This window comes from Vibrio alginolyticus NBRC 15630 = ATCC 17749 (assembly GCF_000354175.2).
Classification (GTDB): domain Bacteria; phylum Pseudomonadota; class Gammaproteobacteria; order Enterobacterales; family Vibrionaceae; genus Vibrio; species Vibrio alginolyticus.
This window is the reverse complement of sequence record NC_022349.1, coordinates 1,765,897-1,786,351: the sequence shown is the minus strand read 5'-3', so window position 1 is coordinate 1,786,351 and position 20,455 is coordinate 1,765,897. Positions and strand designations below refer to the sequence as shown.

Sequence of the window (20,455 nt, the reverse complement as noted above, 5' to 3'; positions counted from 1 at the left end):
CTAGATGGCGATTATAGGGTTAGGGACCGACATTGCAGAAATTGAGCGTATTGAAAAAGCGTTAGCTCGTAGTGGTGAACCTTTTGCTCAGCGGATTCTTTCAGAAGAAGAAATGGCCAAATTCTCACAGCTTAAGCTGCAAGGTCGTTATCTTGCTAAGCGCTTTGCTGTTAAAGAAGCTGCCTCAAAAGCATTGGGGACAGGGATCGCAAAAGGGGTCACGTTTCACGACTTTTCCATCTCGAACGATGAGCTTGGAAAACCAGTACTCGCATTGACGGGCACAGCCAAGCAAATAGCGGATGCGATGGGTGTTAACCACATTCACCTGTCCATTTCCGATGAGCGTCATTACGCTGTGGCGACGGTCATTTTTGAATCCTAGCTTGTAAGTCTTAAACAAAATACTAAAAAGCCAGAGCATTTGCTCTGGCTTTTGTTTCTCTTCAATAGATCACTGTTCAAGGTATAACTTTGCGGTTGTTGTTACTTTAATCATTTCATCTTGCAGCTCGAACATTTCAGGCTCAACCTCCTCAAGACTGATCCCTGAGCGCAGTGCTTGCTCAAGCGTCGCACAGAGTGACTTCAGTCTTGGAACGCCACAATATGAACTACTGCCGTGCAGCTTATGGATGACATGAATTAGGTCATCACGAGAGATATCTTCTTGCTCCAGAGCTTGGTCAACGACTGCTTCTACTTCAGGGATGAACTCAATCAACATGCGTAGCATGTCTTTAGCGAGATCCTCTTTATTCGCGCTCTGTTTCAAGGCTGCTTGCCAATCAATAATCACATCCTGCTGAGGCGAAGAAACGGATTGTGGTGCGCTTCCTTCAGGTTCATCAACGTATGAAGGGGCGACTTTGCCAATGCTCTCTGTACAAGCATTTGGGTTCCAGTGAACCAAAACCTGTTGTAGCACATGCTCTTCAATAGGTTTGGTCAAGTAGTCATCCATTCCTGCCGAGAGCAAGCGGTCTCGTTCCCCTTCCATGGCATGTGCCGTTACCGCAATCACTGGCGTGTCTTTATTTAGCTCCAACTCTTTAATGTGCTTACAAGCGGTCACCCCATCCATTTGTGGCATTTGAATATCCATGAAGATTAAATCGTACTTTTTCTCTGTCGCCAGGTTCACCGCTTGCTGGCCATTGCTACAGGCGGTGACGGTTTCTACTCGTTCGCGGAGCAGTGCAGAGATCAGCTTCAAGTTTGCAGGGTTGTCATCCACTGCTAGTACAGTGAGAGGTAAACGGTCCCCTTCGCTTGGCGTAATTGGAGCGCTTAATACCGGTGGCGATTCTACATGTTCGCTAATCAGGCTTTGTAGCAACTTACGGCGAGACAATGGTTTCGTCAGGCACTGGACGTGATGCTCTGTCATTATTTGGTCCGCAAGCGCCAATTCGGTACTCGGTGTCCCTAGGAGAACACTCGGAGCCATGCGTTTCGCTTGTTCTATCCAAGGTGTAATAACTTCCGCATCGTGAGTCTGGTTGGCCGCTAAATTCAACAGTACATAATCATATTGTTCTTCGTTGTTTGGTAGCGAAGAGCGGTAGGTTACTAAAATACCCTCCTGACTTAGAATCTGTTGGGTTACGGATGCGGCTTGCATGTTTGGTTCAATCAGCAGTAACTGCTTCCCAGTCAGAAGTTCCACTTCAATCAGTTCGCTCATTGGCATCTCGGTTGAGTGCAAGCGCACCGTAAACCAGAAGGTTGAACCTTGGTGTAGACGGCTGGTTAAACTGATTTCGCCGCCCATCTGGCTCACCAGTTTCTGAGTGATAACCAGACCAAGACCAGTACCGCCGTAACGACGTGAAATACTTGCATCTGCTTGGCTAAAGGCTTGGAACAACTGCGCTTGCTGACGCTCAGAGATACCAATACCGGTATCACGCACCATGAATTGCAGTTCGACGGAGTCTCCTGATTGAGAGCGCATTTCTACGCTAACATCAATGTTGCCTCGCTCGGTAAACTTGATTGAGTTACCGACTAAGTTCGTCAAAATTTGCTGGATACGTAGTGGATCCCCAACTAAACCTGGTGGAATTTTAGGGTCCACTTTTAGGGTGATTTCTAACCCTTTCTCATGTGCACTTGTGGCTTGTAGGTTAATTACCTCTTCTAAACTTTCTCGGAAATCAAAAGGAATGTTTTCGAGTGCCAGCTTACCCGCTTCAAGTTTCGAGAAGTCGAGAATGTCATTGATGATATTCAGCAGGTTGTTCGCCGATTTCTCAATCGTCTGTAGGTAATCCGTTTGGCTGTTAGAAAGCTGCGTTTTAAGCATTTGACGAGTAAAGCCAATCACCCCATTGAGCGGAGTACGCAGCTCGTGCGACATGTTCGCCAAGAACTCTGACTTAACCCTGGCCGCTTCTTGCGCGCGTTTCTTCGCGATATCCAACTCAACGTTCTGAATTTCTAGCTGCTCAAGCGTTTCACGTAAGTCGGACGTGGCTTGGTCTATACTGTGCTGCATCTCCACGTGATATTCTGATAACGATACCGCCATGGCGTTGATGCCATTTTTTAGCTGGTCTAACTCACCGTGCATTTTGCCTTCGATACGCACATCCAGATGACCACGGCGAATGCGGTCAACGACATTCTTCATGTGGGTGATAGGTTGGGTCACATCGTGCATTAGACGTGAAGCAAACACACTTGCTAAGCCAAGACCGAGAACCAGAACTAAAAAAGCAGAGAAGACTTCTTGATACTGTTGCAGCCTCAAGGAGGAGAGATCTAACTCGACGGCGATGTAACCAATCGCTTTTGTGCCTTGGCTTTCGTTCGACAACTCCGCTAAGTAGTGACCTTCTGACAAAATGGGGACACGCAATATCAGTGAGTTTTCGTAGATTTCCGAATTACCCAGTTGCGGGATCGGTTTATCTTTGGGAAACATCAAGGCTTCAAAATTAGGATGAAAGTTAGAGGTCACAAAGAGCTCATGATGTTCATCAAATACCGCGATACTACGAACCAGTTTGGAGTTTTTGCGGTGCGCGTAGCTTATCAAGCGACGTACCGCCTCTCGGCTTTCTGATAGTAGATGAGTTTCACTGGCAATCGCCAGCGGCTCAATAATGCTGTTACCAGTGGTGATAACTTGTTTCTCAAGGTCTTGGTAGCGGTTAAATGAGAAAAAGCCGCTCAGTAATAAACCAATAATGAGAGTGGGAGCGAGAGTTAGTGTAATTACACGTGCTCGTAAGCCATATCTGGTCATGTTATCTAATTACATCGGAGTCTGGATATGGGAAAATAACGCATTATTTCTCAAGCGCACGATAAAGCCTTGAGCAAAGAAGTGACGTCACCGAATAAACGGTAAGCATAATCAAGTCACTCGAATCACACAACGGCTGCAATCAAGAATAGTGAAGCCGAAGAGCAATTACACATAAATCAGGCATAGAGCATGGCACGCATCTTTCAACCGAAAAAGAAAACCCAACTCAATACTCGGCACCAAGCAGTGCAAGTAGAGCGTTTAGATCACCACGGCGCAGGCATTGCTTACCTCAAAAAGAAGCCATTGTTTATTGATGGAGCACTGCCGGGTGAGGAGGTGATCACTCAATTGGTGGAAGAAAAGAGCAAATACGCTCGCGGTAAGTTGATTAAAATCCTTAAGCCGAGTGAAGCTCGTGTGGAGCCATTTTGCCCACATTATCATGAGTGCGGTGGCTGTGATTTGCAGCATTTAGATTATGACCAACAATTGACGTACAAACAGCAAACGTTGCGTCAGCTAATGCGAAAATTTTCAGGCAGTGATATTGAACTAGATGCCCCGTTATTGGGATATTCGCAGGCCTACCGTCGCCGTGCGAGAGTGAGCTTGTTTGTTGATAAAAAAACACGTCAGCTACATTTTGGTTTCCGTAAAAAGCAGAGTAAGCAAATTGCGCAAGTGACCGATTGCCCAGTGCTGGCACCGGAACTGAATGTTTTGCTGCCAGAGATTTACTCAGCCCTAAAAGCGTTCAAAAAGCCGGAACAATTGGGTCATGTAGAGCTGGTACTTGGTGATAATGGGCCGTGTATTACGCTGCGCCACTTGAGCGCTCTGACAACGAGTGAAACTCAATCTCTAACGGAGTTGGCAAAACGTCATGGCGCATCGTTTTACTTAATGCCATCGACAGAACAATTAGACCTTATCGAAGGCGATATGCCTTTTTATCAAGAAGTTGGAGTGAAAATCCCTTTTGCACCAAATAACTTTATTCAAGTAAACCAAGGTGTAAACCAACAAATGGTCAAACAAGCGGTTGAGTGGTTAGACCCACAAAAGAGTGACCGAGTGTTAGATTTGTTCTGTGGTTTAGGCAACTTTAGTTTACCAGTTGCGAAATTAGCTAAGTACGTGGTTGGAGTAGAGGGTGTTGCAGAGATGGTAGAAAAAGCCACAAACAATGCATCTTTGAACCAAATCAATAACGCGCAATTTTATCACGCTAACCTTGAGCAAGATTTTGAAGGCCAAGCCTGGGCCGCAGAGCGGTTTGATAAAGTATTATTAGACCCGGCACGCGCGGGAGCGAGTGGGATCATCGATCAAGTTTCTGAGCTTGGCGCACAGCGTGTAGTTTATGTTTCTTGTAATCCTGCTACCCTTGCTAGGGATAGTCAAAGCTTGATAGAGCAAGGCTATAAATTAACGAAATTAGGTATGCTGGACATGTTCCCTCATACCAGTCATCTAGAATCGATGGCATTGTTTGAAAAGTCCTAACTTTAGGACTTTGACCCCTTATTTGTGGTGGGTGGTCATAAAGCCAGCGTGTACGCGCGGTAAAAAGAACTAACCTGGACGGTGTTAGTCAAACCACACGAATATAATAATTAGGATGATGAGATGGTTGCGGTAAGAAGCGCGCATTTAAACCAAGATGAACAGTTTGAACTCGAAAACTGGGTGGCTAGCCTAGGACAAGAGAAAAACACAGCCTCACGCTTAATCGAAGTATATCGAGATTGCCAGACGGTATTAGCTGATAACGAGCAAGCGGAGCTGTTGTTGTGGCGTGGACGAGAAATGATCGAAATTTTGATCACCTTGTCTATGGATCAAGCCACTTTAGTGGCTGCTCAACTGTTTCCTTTGGTTTCAAGTGGTGCTTTTAACAGAGAAATTCTGGAAGAGAAATACAGCAAAGAAATCATAAAATTAATCGACGGCGTTGAAGAAATGGCTGCTATTGGCCAACTCAACGTCAACATGGAAGGCAGTGCAGCGTCATCTCAGGTAGATAACGTACGCCGTATGCTGCTTGCCATGGTGGATGACTTCCGCTGCGTAGTTATCAAGCTCGCGGAACGAATTTGTAATCTTATTGAAGTTAAAAAAGCGCCAGATGAAGTTCGACGTGCGGCGGCAAAAGAGTGTGCCAACATCTATGCGCCGCTAGCAAACCGATTAGGCATCGGTCAGCTGAAATGGGAAATTGAAGATTACGCTTTCCGCTACCAACAACCGGAAACTTACAAACAAATTGCCAAACAGCTTTCTGAGCGACGCATTGTTCGTGAACAGTACATCAAAGACTTTGTTGAAGACCTCACGCACGAAATGGAAGTGTCGGGCATCAATGCCGAAGTGAGTGGTCGACCTAAGCACATCTACAGCATTTGGCGAAAAATGCAGAAAAAGAGTTTGGCCTTTGATGAGCTGTTTGATGTGCGAGCAGTGCGTATCATCGCAGACAAACTGCAAGATTGTTACGCGGCTTTAGGCGTAGTTCACACCAAATACAAGCACCTACCGAGCGAGTTTGATGACTACGTTGCTAACCCTAAACCAAACGGTTATCAATCGATCCATACAGTAATTCTAGGGCCAGAAGGCAAAACCATCGAGATCCAGATTCGTACCAAGCAAATGCATGAAGAGTCGGAACTGGGGGTTGCAGCGCACTGGAAATATAAAGAAGGGGCAAGCAGCCGAAGCGGTTATGATGAGAAGATCACGTGGCTGCGTAAGCTATTGGATTGGCAAGAAGAAATGTCTGACTCTGGCGAAATGCTCGATGAGCTGCGTAGCCAAGTCTTTGATGACCGTGTTTATGCCTTTACACCACGTGGTGATGTTGTCGATTTGCCAATGGGGGCAACGCCGCTAGATTTTGCCTATCACATTCACTCCGAAGTGGGACACCGTTGTATCGGTGCCAAAGTCGGAGGTCGTATTGTGCCGTTCACGCATAAATTACATATGGGTGACCAAGTCGAGATTATCACTCAGAAAGAACCTAACCCATCTCGTGACTGGTTAAACCCATCATTAGGCTTCGTTCATTCTGGTCGTGCGCGTGCCAAAATTAACGCCTGGTTCCGAAAACAAAGCCGTGAGAAGAACCTTGAAGCAGGTCGTGAAATCCTTGAGCATGAGTTAGCCAAAATTGGCGCAACGTTAAAAGATGCAGAGCATTACGCCCTCAAGCGGTTTAACGTCAAAACACCAGATGAATTGTATGTTGGTGTAGGTAGCGGTGATTTGCGCATCAACCAAATCATTAACCATATTAACGCGTTAGTTAACAAGCCAACGGCAGAGGAAGAAGACCAGCAAGCACTGGAAAAACTGCAAGAAGCTGAGCATAAATCACCCGCGCAAAGCCGACCGAAAAAAGACGCAGTTGTAGTAGAAGGCGTCGATAACCTAATGACACATCTAGCACGTTGCTGTCAGCCAATTCCAGGTGACGATATCTCTGGTTACATAACGCAAGGTCGTGGGATTTCAGTACACCGTAGTGACTGTGAACAGTTAGAAGAACTGCGCCATCATGCGCCAGAGCGCATCATCGATACAGTCTGGGGCAGCGGCTTTGTGGGGTCATACATCCTCACCGTGCGTGTTGAAGCGATGGAGCGAGGTGGTCTACTCAAAGACATTACGACACTGTTCGCCAACGAAAAGATCAAAGTGACCAGTATGAAGAACCGAGTCGACTACAGACGTCAACTTGCCATCATGGACTTTGACCTAGAAGTCACCAATATTGAGGTGCTTTCGCGGGTTTCGAAGCGTGTGGAACAGATCAAGGATGTCATGACGGTGAAACGCCTCGGCTAAAACTCTCGTCATAGTTGTCGTTGTAGCGTTGTTGACTGCACGCACTCCGGAGTGCCGGCCCAGGCTCATCACATAGGCGAGCTATGCTCAGGAGTCGCGAAAATTTGTTGCCTTGTCAAAGTAACAATTACTTAGTGAAAGCTGCTGAGAAAATACAATGTGGAAGGTGAGTGGTTTTGGCTGCTCACCTTTTTCTTTAATAGAAAGGTTTAAAGGAACAAAAAATGAGTCATCCAATTGAACAGTTAGAACAAATCATGGCGAAGTTGCGTGACCCAGAAAACGGTTGCCCTTGGGACTTAAAACAAACCTTTGACACCATCGTTCCGCATACTATAGAAGAAACCTACGAAGTGGTGGACGCGATTCAAAATCGAGATTGGCCCAATCTAAAAGAAGAGCTAGGGGATTTGTTGTTTCAGGTGATTTTTTACAGTCAGCTAGCGAAAGAGCAAGAGCTGTTCGACTTTTCGGATGTCGTCGAAACCGTGAACGAAAAACTGACTCGTCGCCACCCGCATGTTTTTTCAGATGTTGAGTTTGAATCTGACGAGGAAATTAACGCGAACTGGGAAGCGGAAAAAGCAAAAGAAAAAGCCCTAGTAGGCAAAGCGGAAGAAAGTATCCTAGACTCAATACCAAACTCTTTGCCGGCACTTTCTCGTGCTACAAAAATTCAGAAAAAATGTGCAAAATTTGGGTTTGATTGGGATTCACTTGGCCCGGTTGTCGATAAAGTACGAGAAGAAATTGACGAAGTCATGGAAGAGGCACTGCAAGTTCAGCCCGATGAAGAGAAAGTTGAGTTGGAGCTCGGTGATTTGCTATTTGCGACTGTCAATTTGGCTCGCCACCTTGATAAAAACCCAGAAGTCGCACTAGGAAAAGCAAACGTAAAGTTTGCGCGACGTTTTAAACAAGTTGAAGGTAAGGTCCAGCAGTCAGGCAAAGTACTTACAGATTGTTCTTTATCAGAACTTGACCATTTTTGGGATGAAGTAAAACAAGAAGAATCGAGGCAGAGGTAAACTGGCAGAATACATAATATAAGGTCAGCTTGTTTGGTTACACGAAAACGGACTTTGGTTTGTCTTTGCTCACTTTGATTTGAAGCAAAAAATAAAAAATTACGGTGTGATAGATTTCACGTTGTGGCGGTAAGGAGCTTCTGGTATATTTATCTCCCGTCCAGAAGCACTCCATTTCCCTCATTCAACCAATTTCAGGTTAAACATGACGACAAATTACATTTTTGTTACTGGCGGGGTTGTATCCTCTCTAGGTAAAGGTATTGCAGCAGCATCTCTTGCGGCTATTCTAGAAGCTCGTGGTCTTAAAGTGACTATGATGAAGCTTGACCCTTACATCAACGTTGACCCGGGCACAATGAGCCCTACTCAGCACGGTGAAGTGTTCGTTACAGAAGATGGCGCAGAGACTGACCTTGACCTTGGTCACTACGAGCGTTTCATCCGTACCAAGATGACCAAGCGTAACAACTTCACTGCAGGTCGTGTTTATGCCGACGTGCTTCGTAAAGAACGTCGTGGTGACTACCTAGGCGCAACTATTCAAGTTATCCCTCATATCACTAACGCAATCAAAGATCGCGTTATTGCAGGTTCTGAAGGCCATGATGTGGCTATCGTTGAAGTTGGCGGTACTGTTGGTGATATCGAATCACTACCATTTATGGAAGCGATTCGTCAGCTAGCTGTTGAGCTAGGCCGTGAGCGCGCAATGTTCATGCACCTAACACTTGTTCCTTACCTAGCGGCAGCGGGCGAAGTGAAAACTAAGCCGACGCAACACTCTGTAAAAGAACTTCTATCTATCGGTATTCAGCCAGACATCCTAGTTTGCCGTAGCGATCGCGTTATTCCTGCGAATGAGCGTAAAAAAATCGCACTGTTCTGTAATGTTCCAGAAAAAGCAGTAATTTCAATGAAGGATGTAGACTCTATCTACAAGATCCCTCAGTTGATTAAATCTCAAGGGCTAGATGACCTTGTGTGTGCTCGCTTTGGTATTACTGCTCCTGAAGCAGACCTTTCTGAATGGGAACAGGTTATCTACGAAGAAGCAAATCCTACTGGTGAAGTAACCATCGGTATGGTTGGTAAATACATTGAATTACCAGATGCATACAAATCTGTGAACGAAGCGCTTAAACACGCTGGCTTGAAAAACCGCCTAAGCGTCACAATTAAGTATGTAGACTCACAAGATATCGAAACAAAAGGCGTTGAACTTCTAGAAGGTTTGGACGCAATCCTAGTACCAGGTGGCTTCGGCGATCGTGGTATTGAAGGCAAGATCCGTGCGGCTCAATATGCACGTGAAAATAACGTGCCTTACCTAGGTATTTGTTTGGGTATGCAAGTTGCACTAATCGAATACGCGCGTAACGTTGCGGGTATGGAAGGTGCACATTCAACAGAATTTAACAAAGAGACTAAGTACCCTGTGGTAGGTTTGATCACAGAGTGGGTAGACGAATCAGGTAGCGTAGAAGAGCGTACTGAAAAGTCTGACCTAGGCGGTACGATGCGTCTTGGTTCACAGCTGTGTCACCTAGAGAAAGGGACTAAAGCTCGTGAACTGTACGGTAGCGCGACGATCCATGAACGTCACCGTCACCGTTACGAAGTGAATAACGTGCTTCGTCCGCAAATCGAAAAAGCAGGCCTAAAAGTATCAGGTCTATCTGCGGACAAGAAGTTAGTGGAAATGATTGAGAACCCAGCTCACCCATGGTTTGTAGCGGCTCAGTTCCACCCAGAATTCACCTCGACTCCTCGCGATGGACATCCATTGTTTGCAGGTTTTGTTAAGGCTGCGGGCCAAAACGCACGCGGCGAATTCGAGAAGTAAAAGGATACGGGCGGCGGCGAAGGTTGTGCTGCTGCCCTTTAAGATTGACATTTATATTTGAAACGAGAGGAAACATTAATGTCTAAGATCGTTAAAGTTCTAGGTCGTGAAATCATCGACTCACGTGGTAACCCAACTGTAGAAGCTGAAGTACACCTAGAAGGCGGTTTCGTAGGTATGGCGGCAGCTCCATCTGGCGCATCTACTGGTTCTCGCGAAGCTCTTGAGCTACGTGACGGTGACAAAGCACGTTTCCTAGGTAAAGGTGTTCTTAAAGCAGTTGAAGCTGTAAACGGCCCAATCGCTGAAGCTCTAGTTGGCAAAGACGCTAAAGACCAAGCTGCAATCGACGCAGTAATGATCGAACTAGACGGCACTGAAAACAAATCTAAATTCGGTGCTAACGCTATCCTAGCTGTTTCTCTAGCAAACGCTAAAGCTGCTGCTGCTGCGAAAGGCATGCCTCTATACGAGCACATCGCTGAGCTAAACGGCACTGCAGGTCAGTTCTCTATGCCTCTACCAATGATGAACATCATCAACGGTGGTGAGCACGCAGACAACAACGTTGACATCCAAGAGTTCATGATCCAACCAGTTGGCGCTAAGACTCTTAAAGAAGGTCTACGTATCGGTGCAGAAGTATTCCACAACCTAGCTAAAGTTCTTAAGTCTAAAGGCTACAGCACTGCAGTTGGTGATGAAGGTGGTTTCGCTCCTAACCTTAAATCTAACGCTGAAGCTCTAGAAGTTATCGCAGAAGCTGTTGCAGCTGCTGGTTACGAACTAGGTAAAGACGTTACTCTAGCTATGGACTGTGCTGCATCTGAGTTCTTCGACAAAGAAGCTGGCATCTACAACATGAAAGGCGAAGGTAAAACTTTCACTTCTGAAGAGTTCAACCACTACCTAGCTGAGCTAGCTAACCAATTCCCAATCGTTTCTATCGAAGACGGTCTAGACGAGTCTGATTGGGATGGCTTCAAGCACCAAACTGAACTACTAGGTGACAAGCTTCAACTAGTAGGTGACGATCTATTCGTTACTAACACTAAGATCCTTGCTGAAGGTATCGAGAAAGGCGTAGCTAACTCTATCCTTATCAAGTTCAACCAAATCGGTTCTCTAACTGAGACTCTAGCTGCAATCAAGATGGCTAAAGACGCAGGTTACACAGCAGTAATCTCTCACCGTTCTGGCGAAACTGAAGATGCAACTATCGCTGACCTAGCGGTAGGTACAGCTGCAGGTCAAATCAAAACTGGTTCTATGAGCCGTTCTGACCGTGTTGCTAAGTACAACCAGCTAATCCGTATCGAGGAAGCTCTAGGTGAGCGCGCTCCTTTCAACGGTCTTAAAGAAGTTAAAGGTCAAGCTTAATTCTTAATTGAATTAACCGCTTAACTTAAAGCTTTTGAAAACGCCTCGCACTTGCGGGGCGTTTTTTATATGACGGAAGCTCTAAGTGAGCGCGCTCCTCCATGTTTCAAGGAAGCGGTCTTAAAGAAGTTAAAGGTCAAGCTTAATTCTTATTGAGTAAAGTTTCGCTAAATAGCTTTGTGAAACCATCGCTACGGCGGTTTTTTTGTATTTATAAGTTTGTATTTTTGGCTCTTACTTTGGTCATGGGTAAGGAGCGCTTCCTATGAGCTTGTTTCATTTTGCTGCTTATTTCTTGTAAGGAGCGTGTGAGTCTCCCTTTCTCCCCTAGAGGCAACCTCGCATTTATGCTATATATGTCACCTTATCTAATTCCTTCCGGTACAGAATGTTAGCAGCGATATGCGAATCTTTGTTATAGCCCTTACGCTACTGTTTGGCTTGCTTCAATACACTCTATGGTTTGGTAAAAACGGAGTGTCTGACTACTACACAGTAAAAGATGAAATTGAAGTTCAGCAACAAGTGAACAGCAAGCTAAAAGCTCGCAACAATGAAATGTTCGCTGAGATTGATGACTTAAGGCAAGGTCTTGATGCGATTGAAGAACGTGCGCGTCATGAGCTCGGTTTAGTTAAAGATGGCGAGACTTTTTACCGCATTATAGGTGAGGAAAACCATTAAAATGTTGGATATGAACTCATCGCATATCGCAATTGTGCCTGCTGCTGGTGTAGGGAGCAGAATGAAGGCAGATCGCCCTAAGCAATATTTATTGATCGAAGGTAAAGCGGTACTGGAACATACCGTAGAGAAACTGCTTTCTCACCCAAATATTTCTAAGGTTGTCGTTGCCATTACTGACGGCGACCCATATTACCCAGAATTGTCCATTGCTAAGCACCCAGATGTGATTCGTGTAGCTGGTGGTAAAGAAAGAGCAGACTCTGTGTTATCAGGGCTAAACTATGTCAATGAGCATCTGGAAAGCGAGTGGGTATTAGTCCACGACGCTGCGAGGCCATGTGTATTAACATCCGACATTGACCGTTTGATTGATGTTTGCTGCGCCCACTCAACGGGTGGCATTCTCGCATCTCCTGTGAGAGATACAATGAAGCGAGCAAACGCAGTACAAGATATCGATCATACGGTAGATAGAGAAGCATTGTGGCATGCACTGACTCCACAAATGTTTAAAACTCAGCAGCTTACTCAAGCACTGGCTGACGCATTAGAACAGGGTGTAACTATTACTGATGAAGCCTCGGCTTTGGAGTGGTTAGGCGAGAAGCCAGCCTTAGTTCAAGGGAATGCGAACAATATAAAAATCACTCAGCCAGAAGACCTTGCGTTAGCCGAGTTTTATCTAAGCCGTGAGCGCGGCGAATAAAGAAAGGATAGAAAATGATTCGAATTGGTCATGGTTTCGATGTACATAAATTCGGTGGTGAAGGCCCAGTCATTATTGGTGGTGTAGCAATCCCTTATGAGCAAGGTTTGATTGCACACTCAGATGGCGATGTAGCGTTGCATGCGTTAACGGATGCTCTGCTGGGCGCGATTGCTGCCGGCGATATTGGTCGTCATTTCCCAGATACGGATGATAAATGGAAAGGCGCAAACAGTCGTGAATTACTGAAAGACGTTTACCGTCGAGTTAAAGAGCAAGGCTACCGCCTTGGCAATGCTGATGTAACCATCATGGCACAAGCGCCTAAAATGGCACCACACATTGACGCAATGTGTGCGGCGATAGCCGAAGACCTAGAAACCGACATTAGTAACATTAACGTAAAAGCGACGACGACAGAACGTCTCGGTTTTACTGGACGCAAAGAAGGCATTGCAACGGAAGCCGTTGTACTTCTGTTTAAGCAATAACTAGCAATTTGCTCCTCTAAGCTGTGATATCAGCGGAAACACATCATGTCAGACATTTTATCTTCATTGGCTTACCTAACGGGTAAGCCAGTTGCATCGGCAAAAATTAAAGCGCAGCCAGAGCATTTTCAGGTTCGCGAAGATTTAGGTTTTGCCTTTACGGGCGAAGGCGAGCACTTAATGGTTCGTATCCGTAAAACGGGCGAGAACACCAGCTTCGTTGCTAACGAGTTAGCAAAAGCCTGTGGTGTTAAGTCGAAAGACGTTAGCTGGGCGGGTCTTAAAGACCGTCATGCGGTGACGGAACAGTGGTTAAGTGTCCATTTACCAAAAGGTGAAACGCCAGATTTTTCAGCGTTTTTGGCTCAATACCCAAGTATCGAAATCCTTGCAACAGATCGTCACAATAAAAAACTGCGTCCTGGTGACCTAGTAGGGAACGAGTTCGTGGTTACTTTGTCTGAAGTGACAGATATAGCGGATGTAGAGCAACGTCTTGAAAAAGTGAAACAAGTTGGCGTGCCAAACTACTTTGGTAGTCAGCGTTTTGGTAACGATGGCAACAACCTTGAAGAAGCACGTCGATGGGGACGCGAAAACGTTCGTACCCGCAATCAAAACAAGCGAAGCATGTATTTATCAGCGGCTCGTTCGTGGATTTTCAACCGCATCGTTTCAGCTCGTCTAGAGAATTGTGTGTTTGATAAGTTCATTGATGGTGACATTGCACAGACGAATTCTGGCACTCAGTTGATTGATGCAAACAACATCACTGATTTGCAAGTGCAATTTGCACAAGGTGAAGCGGCAATTACCGCTGCGCTTGCTGGCGATAATGCACTGCCTACTCAAGCCGAGGCTCTGGCATTAGAGCAACCGTTTTTAGACGAAGAGCCTGACCTCATGGCGCTGATTCGTGGTAATCGCATGCGCCACGATCGTCGCGATATTGCGCTGAAGCCAAAAGATTTAGCTTGGACGGTTGAAGGTAACAACATTACGCTGACTTTCTCACTGGATGCGGGATCTTTTGCGACCTCTATTGTTCGTGAGTTAGTTAATGAGGTTGAAGTAGAAAGAGAATACTAATGGAACAGGATTCACGAAACCCGAAGCCCTTAAGAGTCTTAATCAGCAATGATGATGGTGTTCATGCACAAGGGATTCATGCCCTCGCTGATGAGTTGAGAGATATCGCCGAAGTGACCATTGTCGCACCTGATCGAAATCGTTCAGGTGCTTCGAATTCACTCACATTAGAACAACCATTACGCGTGACTGAAATTGCCCCAAATATCTACTCAGTGCAAGGCACGCCCACGGATTGTGTGCATTTCGCGCTGAATGAGCTAATGAAAGATGATTTGCCTGATCTTGTTCTGTCAGGAATCAACCATGGCGCTAATTTGGGTGATGATGTTCTTTATTCTGGAACAGTAGCAGCCGCCATGGAAGGTCATTTCCTTGGCGTTCAGTCGGTGGCTTTTTCTCTAGTGGGTAAGCGACATTTCGAATCCGCCGCTAAAATTGCACGTCAAATTGTACAACAGCATTTAGCGTCGCCGATTCCAACGAATCGTCTACTGAACGTAAACGTGCCTGACTTACCATCAGAGAATTTAGGTGAAATTGAAGTTACGCGTTTAGGTGCACGTCATCACGCAGAGAATATGATCAAGCAGAAAGATCCGAGAGGCCATGACATTTATTGGTTAGGCCCACCAGGAAAGGAGCAAGATGCAGGAGAGGGCACGGACTTTTATGCAATTGAGCATGGCCGAGTTTCAATGACGCCTCTGCAAGTTGATCTCACCGCTCACGAGTCGCTGCGTGCTATGGATAGTTGGTTAAAGGAAGAGAAGTAATGAGTAACCCACATGCTGACAGGTTGATAGCGTTTCTTATCTCCAGTGGCATCAAAGACCAAAGAGTTCTGGATGCTATCCAACGCTTGCCACGAGAAAGCTTTGTTTCTCAAGCGATGATGCACCAAGCCTATGATAACAATGCGTTACCAATTGGTCAGGGACAAACTATTTCTCAGCCTTATATTGTTGCTCGTATGACCGAGTTGCTTGAGCTAGAACCGGCGAGTCGTGTTCTGGAAATCGGAACGGGATCGGGTTATCAAACCGCGGTACTGGCGCAAATTGTTGATCATGTATACTCCGTTGAGCGAATTAAATCGTTGCAATGGGAAGCAAAGCGTCGCCTGAAGCAATTGGATATCTACAATGTTTCAACTAAGCATGCTGATGGGTGGCAGGGCTGGGAAGCGCGAGGTCCTTTCGATGCTATTATTGTTACCGCTGCCGCTGAAGTGATTCCCCAAGCTCTTCTCTCACAATTAAGAGATGGTGGCAAAATGGTCATTCCTGTTGGAGATACGGAACAACAGTTATTAAAAATAGAGCGTAAGGGAGACGAATATCTCTCTACCGTTGTAGAAATGGTTCGGTTCGTACCTCTGGTTGCGGGTGATTTAGCTTAAGGGTTAGGGATAGGTGAATAAGTTACTACGTCATATTGGTATTAGCTTTGTGTTTGCTGCAGGACTAGTTGGTTGTGCAGCGCATTCCCCTGCACCTGTCTCTAGCCTAAAAAAAGACTATTCAAGCCTTGAAAGAGGGAGTTACAGAGGGAGTTATTATGAGGTAAAAAAAGGCGATACGCTTTACTTCATAGCTTATGTCACAGATAAAGATGTAAATGATCTTGTTCGTTACAATGAGTTAACTCAGCCTTACACTATCTACCCAGGACAGAGGCTAAAACTTTGGGCTCCGAAATATGTCGCCCCTAAATATGGTCAAAAAGTTGAACCCGTTGTGGCTCCTGTTGTTACGACACCCCCAGCTCCAGTGACGAAAACATCAACAGCCTCTAAACCTAAACCTTCGAGTAAAAACTCTAGTCAAAAACCTACAGAGACTAAGCCTAAAGTCGTACAAAAACAGCCTCCAAAGAAGGTTGAACAATCGAAAACAAAGGAGTATGTTGGTTCAAAAGATAACCAAAAAGTGAAGCAAAAAGCGCCAACCACCACAGCAAAGAGTGATAAAGTTTCAAAGTGGTTGTGGCCAACAAAAGGGAGAGTAATCAAGAACTTTTCGGCGGGAGAACAGGGAAATAAAGGTATCGACATCGCAGGACAGCGTGGTCAACCTATCGTTTCAACCGCAGCCGGCACAGTCGTTTATTCAGGCAATGCGCTACGAGGTTATGGCAACTTAATTATAGTAAAGCATAACGACAATTATTTAAGCGCATACGCACATAATGACAAACTGCTGGTCACAGAAGGACAAAGCGTAAAAAGCGGACAAAAAATCGCCACCATGGGTAGTTCAGGTGCAAAGTCGGTCAAACTACACTTTGAAATTCGCTATCAAGGTAAATCAGTGAATCCAAAACGCTATTTGCCTTAAAACTTTGAAAAACAACTTGCGACATCATTTAGCGACATATTGAGTTGTCATGTCTTGCTAACTCGCCAGGGGGAGGCGTTATGAGTATCAGCAACACAGTAACCAAAGTTGAAGAGTTTGCATTTGACAATGCGTCAGTGAAGACCATTGATAACGAACTCGAAAGATCATCATCCACAGAAAGCAAAGCGACTGCGCGTGAAGAGTTTGACGCGAGCAGTAAAAGCTTAGATGCAACTCAGTTGTATTTGGGCGAAATTGGCTTCTCACCTTTACTTACTGCCGAAGAAGAAGTGCTTTACGCAAGACGCGCCCTACGTGGCGACGAAGCGGCACGCAAACGTATGATCGAAAGTAACCTACGTTTGGTTGTTAAGATTTCTCGTCGATACAGTAACCGTGGTCTAGCACTACTCGATTTGATTGAAGAAGGTAACCTCGGCTTGATCCGAGCGGTCGAAAAATTCGACCCAGAACGTGGTTTCCGTTTCTCTACTTACGCAACGTGGTGGATCCGACAAACGATAGAGCGAGCGTTGATGAACCAAACTCGCACGATCCGTCTACCTATCCACGTAGTGAAAGAGCTGAACATTTATCTGCGTACTGCGCGTGAACTTTCTCAAAAGCTCGATCACGAACCGACCGCAGAAGAAATTGCTGCTCAATTAGATATTCCAGTCGAAGACGTAAGCAAAATGTTACGCCTTAATGAGCGTATTAGCTCTGTCGACACGCCAATCGGTGGTGACGGTGAGAAAGCGCTGCTGGATATTATTCCTGATGCAAACAACTCTGATCCAGAAGTTTCGACTCAAGATGACGACATCAAATCATCGTTGATTCATTGGTTAGAAGAGTTGAATCCGAAACAGAAAGAAGTGCTTGCACGTCGCTTCGGCCTACTAGGCTACGAGCCTTCGACGCTGGAAGAAGTTGGTCGAGAGATTGGTCTGACACGTGAGCGAGTACGTCAAATACAAGTGGAAGGTTTACGTCGTCTTCGTGAAGTCCTAATCAAACAAGGTTTGAATATGGAAAACTTGTTTAACGTAGAAGACGATTAAATAATCCGTATTCCACTAGATACGCAAAAGGCTATGGTTCCCCATAGCCTTTTTTCTTTTTTGCTCCTTGGTGTGAGTCTATTTACAGCATCCTTTTCAAGCGATACAGCTCTTCAAGAGCTTGGCGTGGCGTTAAGTCGTCAGGATCAATACCTGACAGAGCTTGTTCGACCTCGCTAGGCTCTGGAATCAGGCTCAACTGGTTAGCCACATCTACTGCACTTGGACGCGGTGTGTCACTGTGTTGCCCCAGTTGCTCTAGCTGAGATAGCTTGTTACGCGCATTTTTGATGACCGTTTTTGGTACGCCTGCTAAGCCCGCAACAGCCAGACCGTAAGACTTACTTGCCGCACCTTCTTGAACTGCGTGCATAAAGGCAATGCTGTCTCCATGTTCTACGGCATCCAAGTGAACGTTCGCTAAGTTTGGCAGCTGGCTTGGTAACTCTGTTAATTCGAAGTAGTGGGTTGCAAATAGGGTCATCGCACCAATTTGTGTTGCGAGCCATTCCGCACTTGCCCAAGCTAAAGACAGACCGTCGTAAGTACTAGTACCACGTCCGATTTCATCCATTAGCACCAAACTATTCTTAGTTGCGTTGTGAAGAATATTGGCTGTTTCGGTCATTTCTACCATGAAGGTCGAGCGGCCAGATGCAAGATCATCTGACGCACCAATACGAGTAAATATACGATCTAAAGAACCAATCTGTGCGGATTCTGCCGGTACATAAGAGCCGATATGTGCCATCAATGCAATCAGCGCAGTTTGACGCATGTAGGTTGATTTACCACCCATGTTTGGACCGGTAATGATCAACATCTTACGGGCTGGGTTCAGCTCAATTGGGTTCGCGATGAACGGCTCTGTTGTTACTTGTTCTACGACTGGATGACGACCAGCTTGAATGTGAATTCCTGCGTCTTTCACAAGCGTTGGGCGGCAGTAATCTAACGAATCTGCACGCTCTGCTAGGTTTTGTAATACATCCAGTTGAGACAGAGCAGAAGCTAGGTTTTGCAGCTTCTCAAGGTTTGGCATCAATAGATCAAACAGTTCTTCCCACAACTGTTTCTCAAGTGCTAACGCTTTAGATTTCGAGTTAAGTACTTTGTCTTCGTGTTCCTTAAGCTCTGGGATGATGTAGCGTTCAGCGTTTTTGAGTGTTTGGCGACGTACATAATGCGGTGGAACCAAATGGCTCTGGCCACGGCTCACTTGGATAAAGAAGCCATGAACGTTGTTGTAGCCTACTTTAAGCGTATCGATACCGTGTCGTTCACGCTCATCTCGCTCAAGCTGCTCAAGATATTCTGTTGCACCATCTGCCAATTTTCGCCATTCATCGAGCTCCGCATTGTAGCCTTCAGCGATGACGCCACCATCACGAATAACAACCGGCGGATTTTCTTTAATCGCGCGCTCTAACAGGTCACATACTTCGTCAATCGGAGCTGCATACTTCGCCAATTTTGTTAGGTACGGATGGGTTAAAGAAGTGGTGACAGATTCTAGCTCTGGTAGCTGCTGCATGGCATTGCGAAGTCTAGCCATATCGCGAGGGCGAGCAGAGCGTAATGCAAGGCGCGCTAAGATACGTTCAATATCACCAATTTGCTTTAACGTTGGTTGAAGATCGGCAAACAGAGCTTGTTCTTTAATCTCACCAATCGCATCAAGACGATTGTTTAACGTTTCAATGCAACGCATAGGCTGATGCAACCAACGCTTCAGCATTCGGCTGCCCATCGGAGTTGCACAATGGTCGAGTACTGCAGCGAGCGTGTTATCGGTTCCGCCTGCTAGATTTTGAGTAATTTCCAGATTACGTCGGGTAGCAGCATCAAGGATGACGGATTGATCCTGATGATCAAACGTTAAAGAGCGAATATGAGGTAAAGCCGTACGTTGAGTATCTTTTACGTACTGGATCAAACAACCAGCAGCACATAACCCTAAGGACGCATGTTCTACACCAAAACCAACCAGATCTTTTGTGCCAAATTGTTGATTGAGTTGTTGCTTAGCCGTATCAAGCTCAAACTCCCAGACTGGGCGACGACGGTTACCATTGCGGCTCGCCATTAAATGTACAGGTTCAAAATCTTCTGGGAACAGTAGCTCACGTGGTGCGGTACGTTGAAGCTCGGCTGTCATCGCTTCTTCAGTTTCTGGTTCTGTCAGTTGGAAGCGACCAGAGGTGACATCCAGCGTCGCATAACCGAACTTACCGTTGTAATGGTAAATTGCTGCGATTAAGTTATCGACACGCTCAGAAAGCAGCGCTTCATCCGTCACAGTACCTGGTGTCACGATACGCACAACTTTACGTTCTACCGGGCCCTTGCTGGTGGCCGGATCGCCAATCTGTTCACAGATCGCCACAGACTCACCAAGCTGAACAAGTTTTGCCAGGTAGCCCTCTACGGCGTGAAATGGCACACCCGCCATTGGGATAGGTTCACCTGCAGACGCACCACGTTTGGTCAATGAAATATCAAGAAGCTGAGAAGCTCGCTTGGCATCATCGTAAAAGAGTTCGTAGAAATCGCCCATGCGGTAGAACAGCAAAATCTCTGGGTTCTCAGCTTTTAGCTTGAGGTATTGCTGCATCATCGGAGTGTGTTTTTGTTCAGCTTTCACAGGTAAGTTCTTTTGTTTATTTCCGTAGCGGCTTAGGATACGTGAATCCCTATCAAGTAAAAAGAGACAA

General features: G+C 45.8%; 16 protein-coding genes. 14 read left to right on the top strand and 2 right to left on the bottom strand.

All coding sequences use genetic code 11. The features are described 5' to 3' along the window. The first annotated feature begins 4 nt into the window (after positions 1-4). On the top strand, positions 5-385 hold the full coding sequence (gene acpS / locus N646_RS08050) for a holo-ACP synthase (protein ID WP_005380927.1): 381 nt from the start codon (positions 5-7) through the stop codon (positions 383-385). Between the two features lie 69 nt (positions 386-454). Here acpS and barA read toward each other — a convergent pair whose 3' ends face one another. Next, entirely contained in the window at positions 455-3,253 is a 2,799-nt protein-coding gene (gene barA / locus N646_RS08045; RefSeq protein ID WP_017821628.1) for a two-component sensor histidine kinase BarA, read from the bottom strand. A gap of 192 nt (positions 3,254-3,445) precedes the next feature. Here barA and rlmD point away from each other — a divergent pair, with 192 nt between their 5' ends. From rlmD to rpoS, 13 genes are all read left to right on the top strand, one after another. Then, complete coding sequence (rlmD, locus tag N646_RS08040) at positions 3,446-4,765, top strand: 23S rRNA (uracil(1939)-C(5))-methyltransferase RlmD (RefSeq protein ID WP_017821627.1); 1,320 nt, start codon at positions 3,446-3,448, stop codon at positions 4,763-4,765. Between the two features lie 123 nt (positions 4,766-4,888). After that, the gene (gene relA / locus N646_RS08035) at positions 4,889-7,108 is read left to right on the top strand and encodes a GTP diphosphokinase (RefSeq protein ID WP_005380915.1); all 2,220 of its coding nucleotides are present in this window, start codon (positions 4,889-4,891) and stop codon (positions 7,106-7,108) included. 224 nt (positions 7,109-7,332) lie between these two features. Further along, complete coding sequence (gene mazG / locus N646_RS08030; RefSeq protein WP_005383780.1) at positions 7,333-8,136, top strand: nucleoside triphosphate pyrophosphohydrolase; 804 nt, start codon at positions 7,333-7,335, stop codon at positions 8,134-8,136. 205 nt (positions 8,137-8,341) lie between these two features. Beyond that, positions 8,342-9,982, top strand: coding sequence for a CTP synthase (locus tag N646_RS08025; protein WP_021034029.1), 1,641 nt, complete (start codon positions 8,342-8,344; stop codon positions 9,980-9,982). 78 nt (positions 9,983-10,060) lie between these two features. After that, positions 10,061-11,362: a phosphopyruvate hydratase gene (gene eno / locus N646_RS08020; protein WP_005383785.1), complete on the top strand. Its 1,302-nt coding sequence runs from the start codon at positions 10,061-10,063 to the stop codon at positions 11,360-11,362. A gap of 402 nt (positions 11,363-11,764) precedes the next feature. Continuing rightward, positions 11,765-12,046 (top strand): cell division protein FtsB, encoded by a 282-nt coding sequence (ftsB, locus tag N646_RS08015; RefSeq protein ID WP_017821626.1) that lies wholly within the window; start codon positions 11,765-11,767, stop codon positions 12,044-12,046. A 1-nt stretch (position 12,047) separates the two neighbouring features. Further along, the gene (gene ispD, locus N646_RS08010) at positions 12,048-12,755 is read left to right on the top strand and encodes a 2-C-methyl-D-erythritol 4-phosphate cytidylyltransferase (RefSeq protein WP_017821625.1); all 708 of its coding nucleotides are present in this window, start codon (positions 12,048-12,050) and stop codon (positions 12,753-12,755) included. A 14-nt stretch (positions 12,756-12,769) separates the two neighbouring features. Continuing rightward, entirely contained in the window at positions 12,770-13,246 is a 477-nt protein-coding gene (gene ispF, locus N646_RS08005) for a 2-C-methyl-D-erythritol 2,4-cyclodiphosphate synthase (RefSeq protein ID WP_005380896.1), read from the top strand. 45 nt (positions 13,247-13,291) lie between these two features. Next, on the top strand, positions 13,292-14,335 hold the full coding sequence (truD, locus tag N646_RS08000; protein WP_017821624.1) for a tRNA pseudouridine(13) synthase TruD: 1,044 nt from the start codon (positions 13,292-13,294) through the stop codon (positions 14,333-14,335). Beyond that, positions 14,335-15,111 carry a 5'/3'-nucleotidase SurE gene (surE, locus tag N646_RS07995; RefSeq protein ID WP_005380894.1) on the top strand — a complete coding sequence of 259 codons (777 nt, stop codon included), beginning with the start codon at positions 14,335-14,337 and terminating at the stop codon, positions 15,109-15,111. The genes truD and surE overlap by 1 nt, the downstream gene beginning before the upstream one ends. Continuing rightward, entirely contained in the window at positions 15,111-15,737 is a 627-nt protein-coding gene (locus N646_RS07990; RefSeq protein ID WP_005380892.1) for a protein-L-isoaspartate(D-aspartate) O-methyltransferase, read from the top strand. Before surE ends, N646_RS07990 begins: the two co-directional genes overlap by 1 nt. A 13-nt stretch (positions 15,738-15,750) precedes the next feature. Continuing rightward, positions 15,751-16,674 carry a peptidoglycan DD-metalloendopeptidase family protein gene (locus N646_RS07985; protein WP_017633546.1) on the top strand — a complete coding sequence of 308 codons (924 nt, stop codon included), beginning with the start codon at positions 15,751-15,753 and terminating at the stop codon, positions 16,672-16,674. Between the two features lie 80 nt (positions 16,675-16,754). Then, entirely contained in the window at positions 16,755-17,741 is a 987-nt protein-coding gene (rpoS, locus tag N646_RS07980) for an RNA polymerase sigma factor RpoS (protein WP_005380887.1), read from the top strand. A gap of 82 nt (positions 17,742-17,823) precedes the next feature. On the opposite strand, the gene mutS is transcribed toward rpoS, so the two are convergent. Further along, a complete protein-coding gene (gene mutS, locus N646_RS07975; protein ID WP_017821623.1) occupies positions 17,824-20,385 on the bottom strand; it encodes a DNA mismatch repair protein MutS in 2,562 nt (853 codons plus the stop codon). Between the last annotated feature and the right edge of the window lie 70 nt (positions 20,386-20,455).

Bases quoted from the DNA above. Each gene is read 5' to 3' on its own strand.
- ispD (WP_017821625.1), top strand. From the start codon at position 12,048: ATGTTGGATATGAACTCATCGCATATCGCAATTGTGCCTGCTGCTGGT.
- ispF (WP_005380896.1), top strand. From the start codon at position 12,770: ATGATTCGAATTGGTCATGGTTTCGATGTACATAAATTCGGTGGTGAA.
- N646_RS07990 (WP_005380892.1), top strand. From the start codon at position 15,111: ATGAGTAACCCACATGCTGACAGGTTGATAGCGTTTCTTATCTCCAGT.
- truD (WP_017821624.1), top strand. From the start codon at position 13,292: ATGTCAGACATTTTATCTTCATTGGCTTACCTAACGGGTAAGCCAGTT.
- relA (WP_005380915.1), top strand. From the start codon at position 4,889: ATGGTTGCGGTAAGAAGCGCGCATTTAAACCAAGATGAACAGTTTGAA.
- rlmD (WP_017821627.1), top strand. From the start codon at position 3,446: ATGGCACGCATCTTTCAACCGAAAAAGAAAACCCAACTCAATACTCGG.
- mazG (WP_005383780.1), top strand. From the start codon at position 7,333: ATGAGTCATCCAATTGAACAGTTAGAACAAATCATGGCGAAGTTGCGT.
- rpoS (WP_005380887.1), top strand. From the start codon at position 16,755: ATGAGTATCAGCAACACAGTAACCAAAGTTGAAGAGTTTGCATTTGAC.
- surE (WP_005380894.1), top strand. From the start codon at position 14,335: ATGGAACAGGATTCACGAAACCCGAAGCCCTTAAGAGTCTTAATCAGC.
- ftsB (WP_017821626.1), top strand. From the start codon at position 11,765: ATGCGAATCTTTGTTATAGCCCTTACGCTACTGTTTGGCTTGCTTCAA.
- acpS (WP_005380927.1), top strand. From the start codon at position 5: ATGGCGATTATAGGGTTAGGGACCGACATTGCAGAAATTGAGCGTATT.
- barA (WP_017821628.1), bottom strand. From the start codon at position 3,253: ATGACCAGATATGGCTTACGAGCACGTGTAATTACACTAACTCTCGCT.
- eno (WP_005383785.1), top strand. From the start codon at position 10,061: ATGTCTAAGATCGTTAAAGTTCTAGGTCGTGAAATCATCGACTCACGT.
- N646_RS08025 (WP_021034029.1), top strand. From the start codon at position 8,342: ATGACGACAAATTACATTTTTGTTACTGGCGGGGTTGTATCCTCTCTA.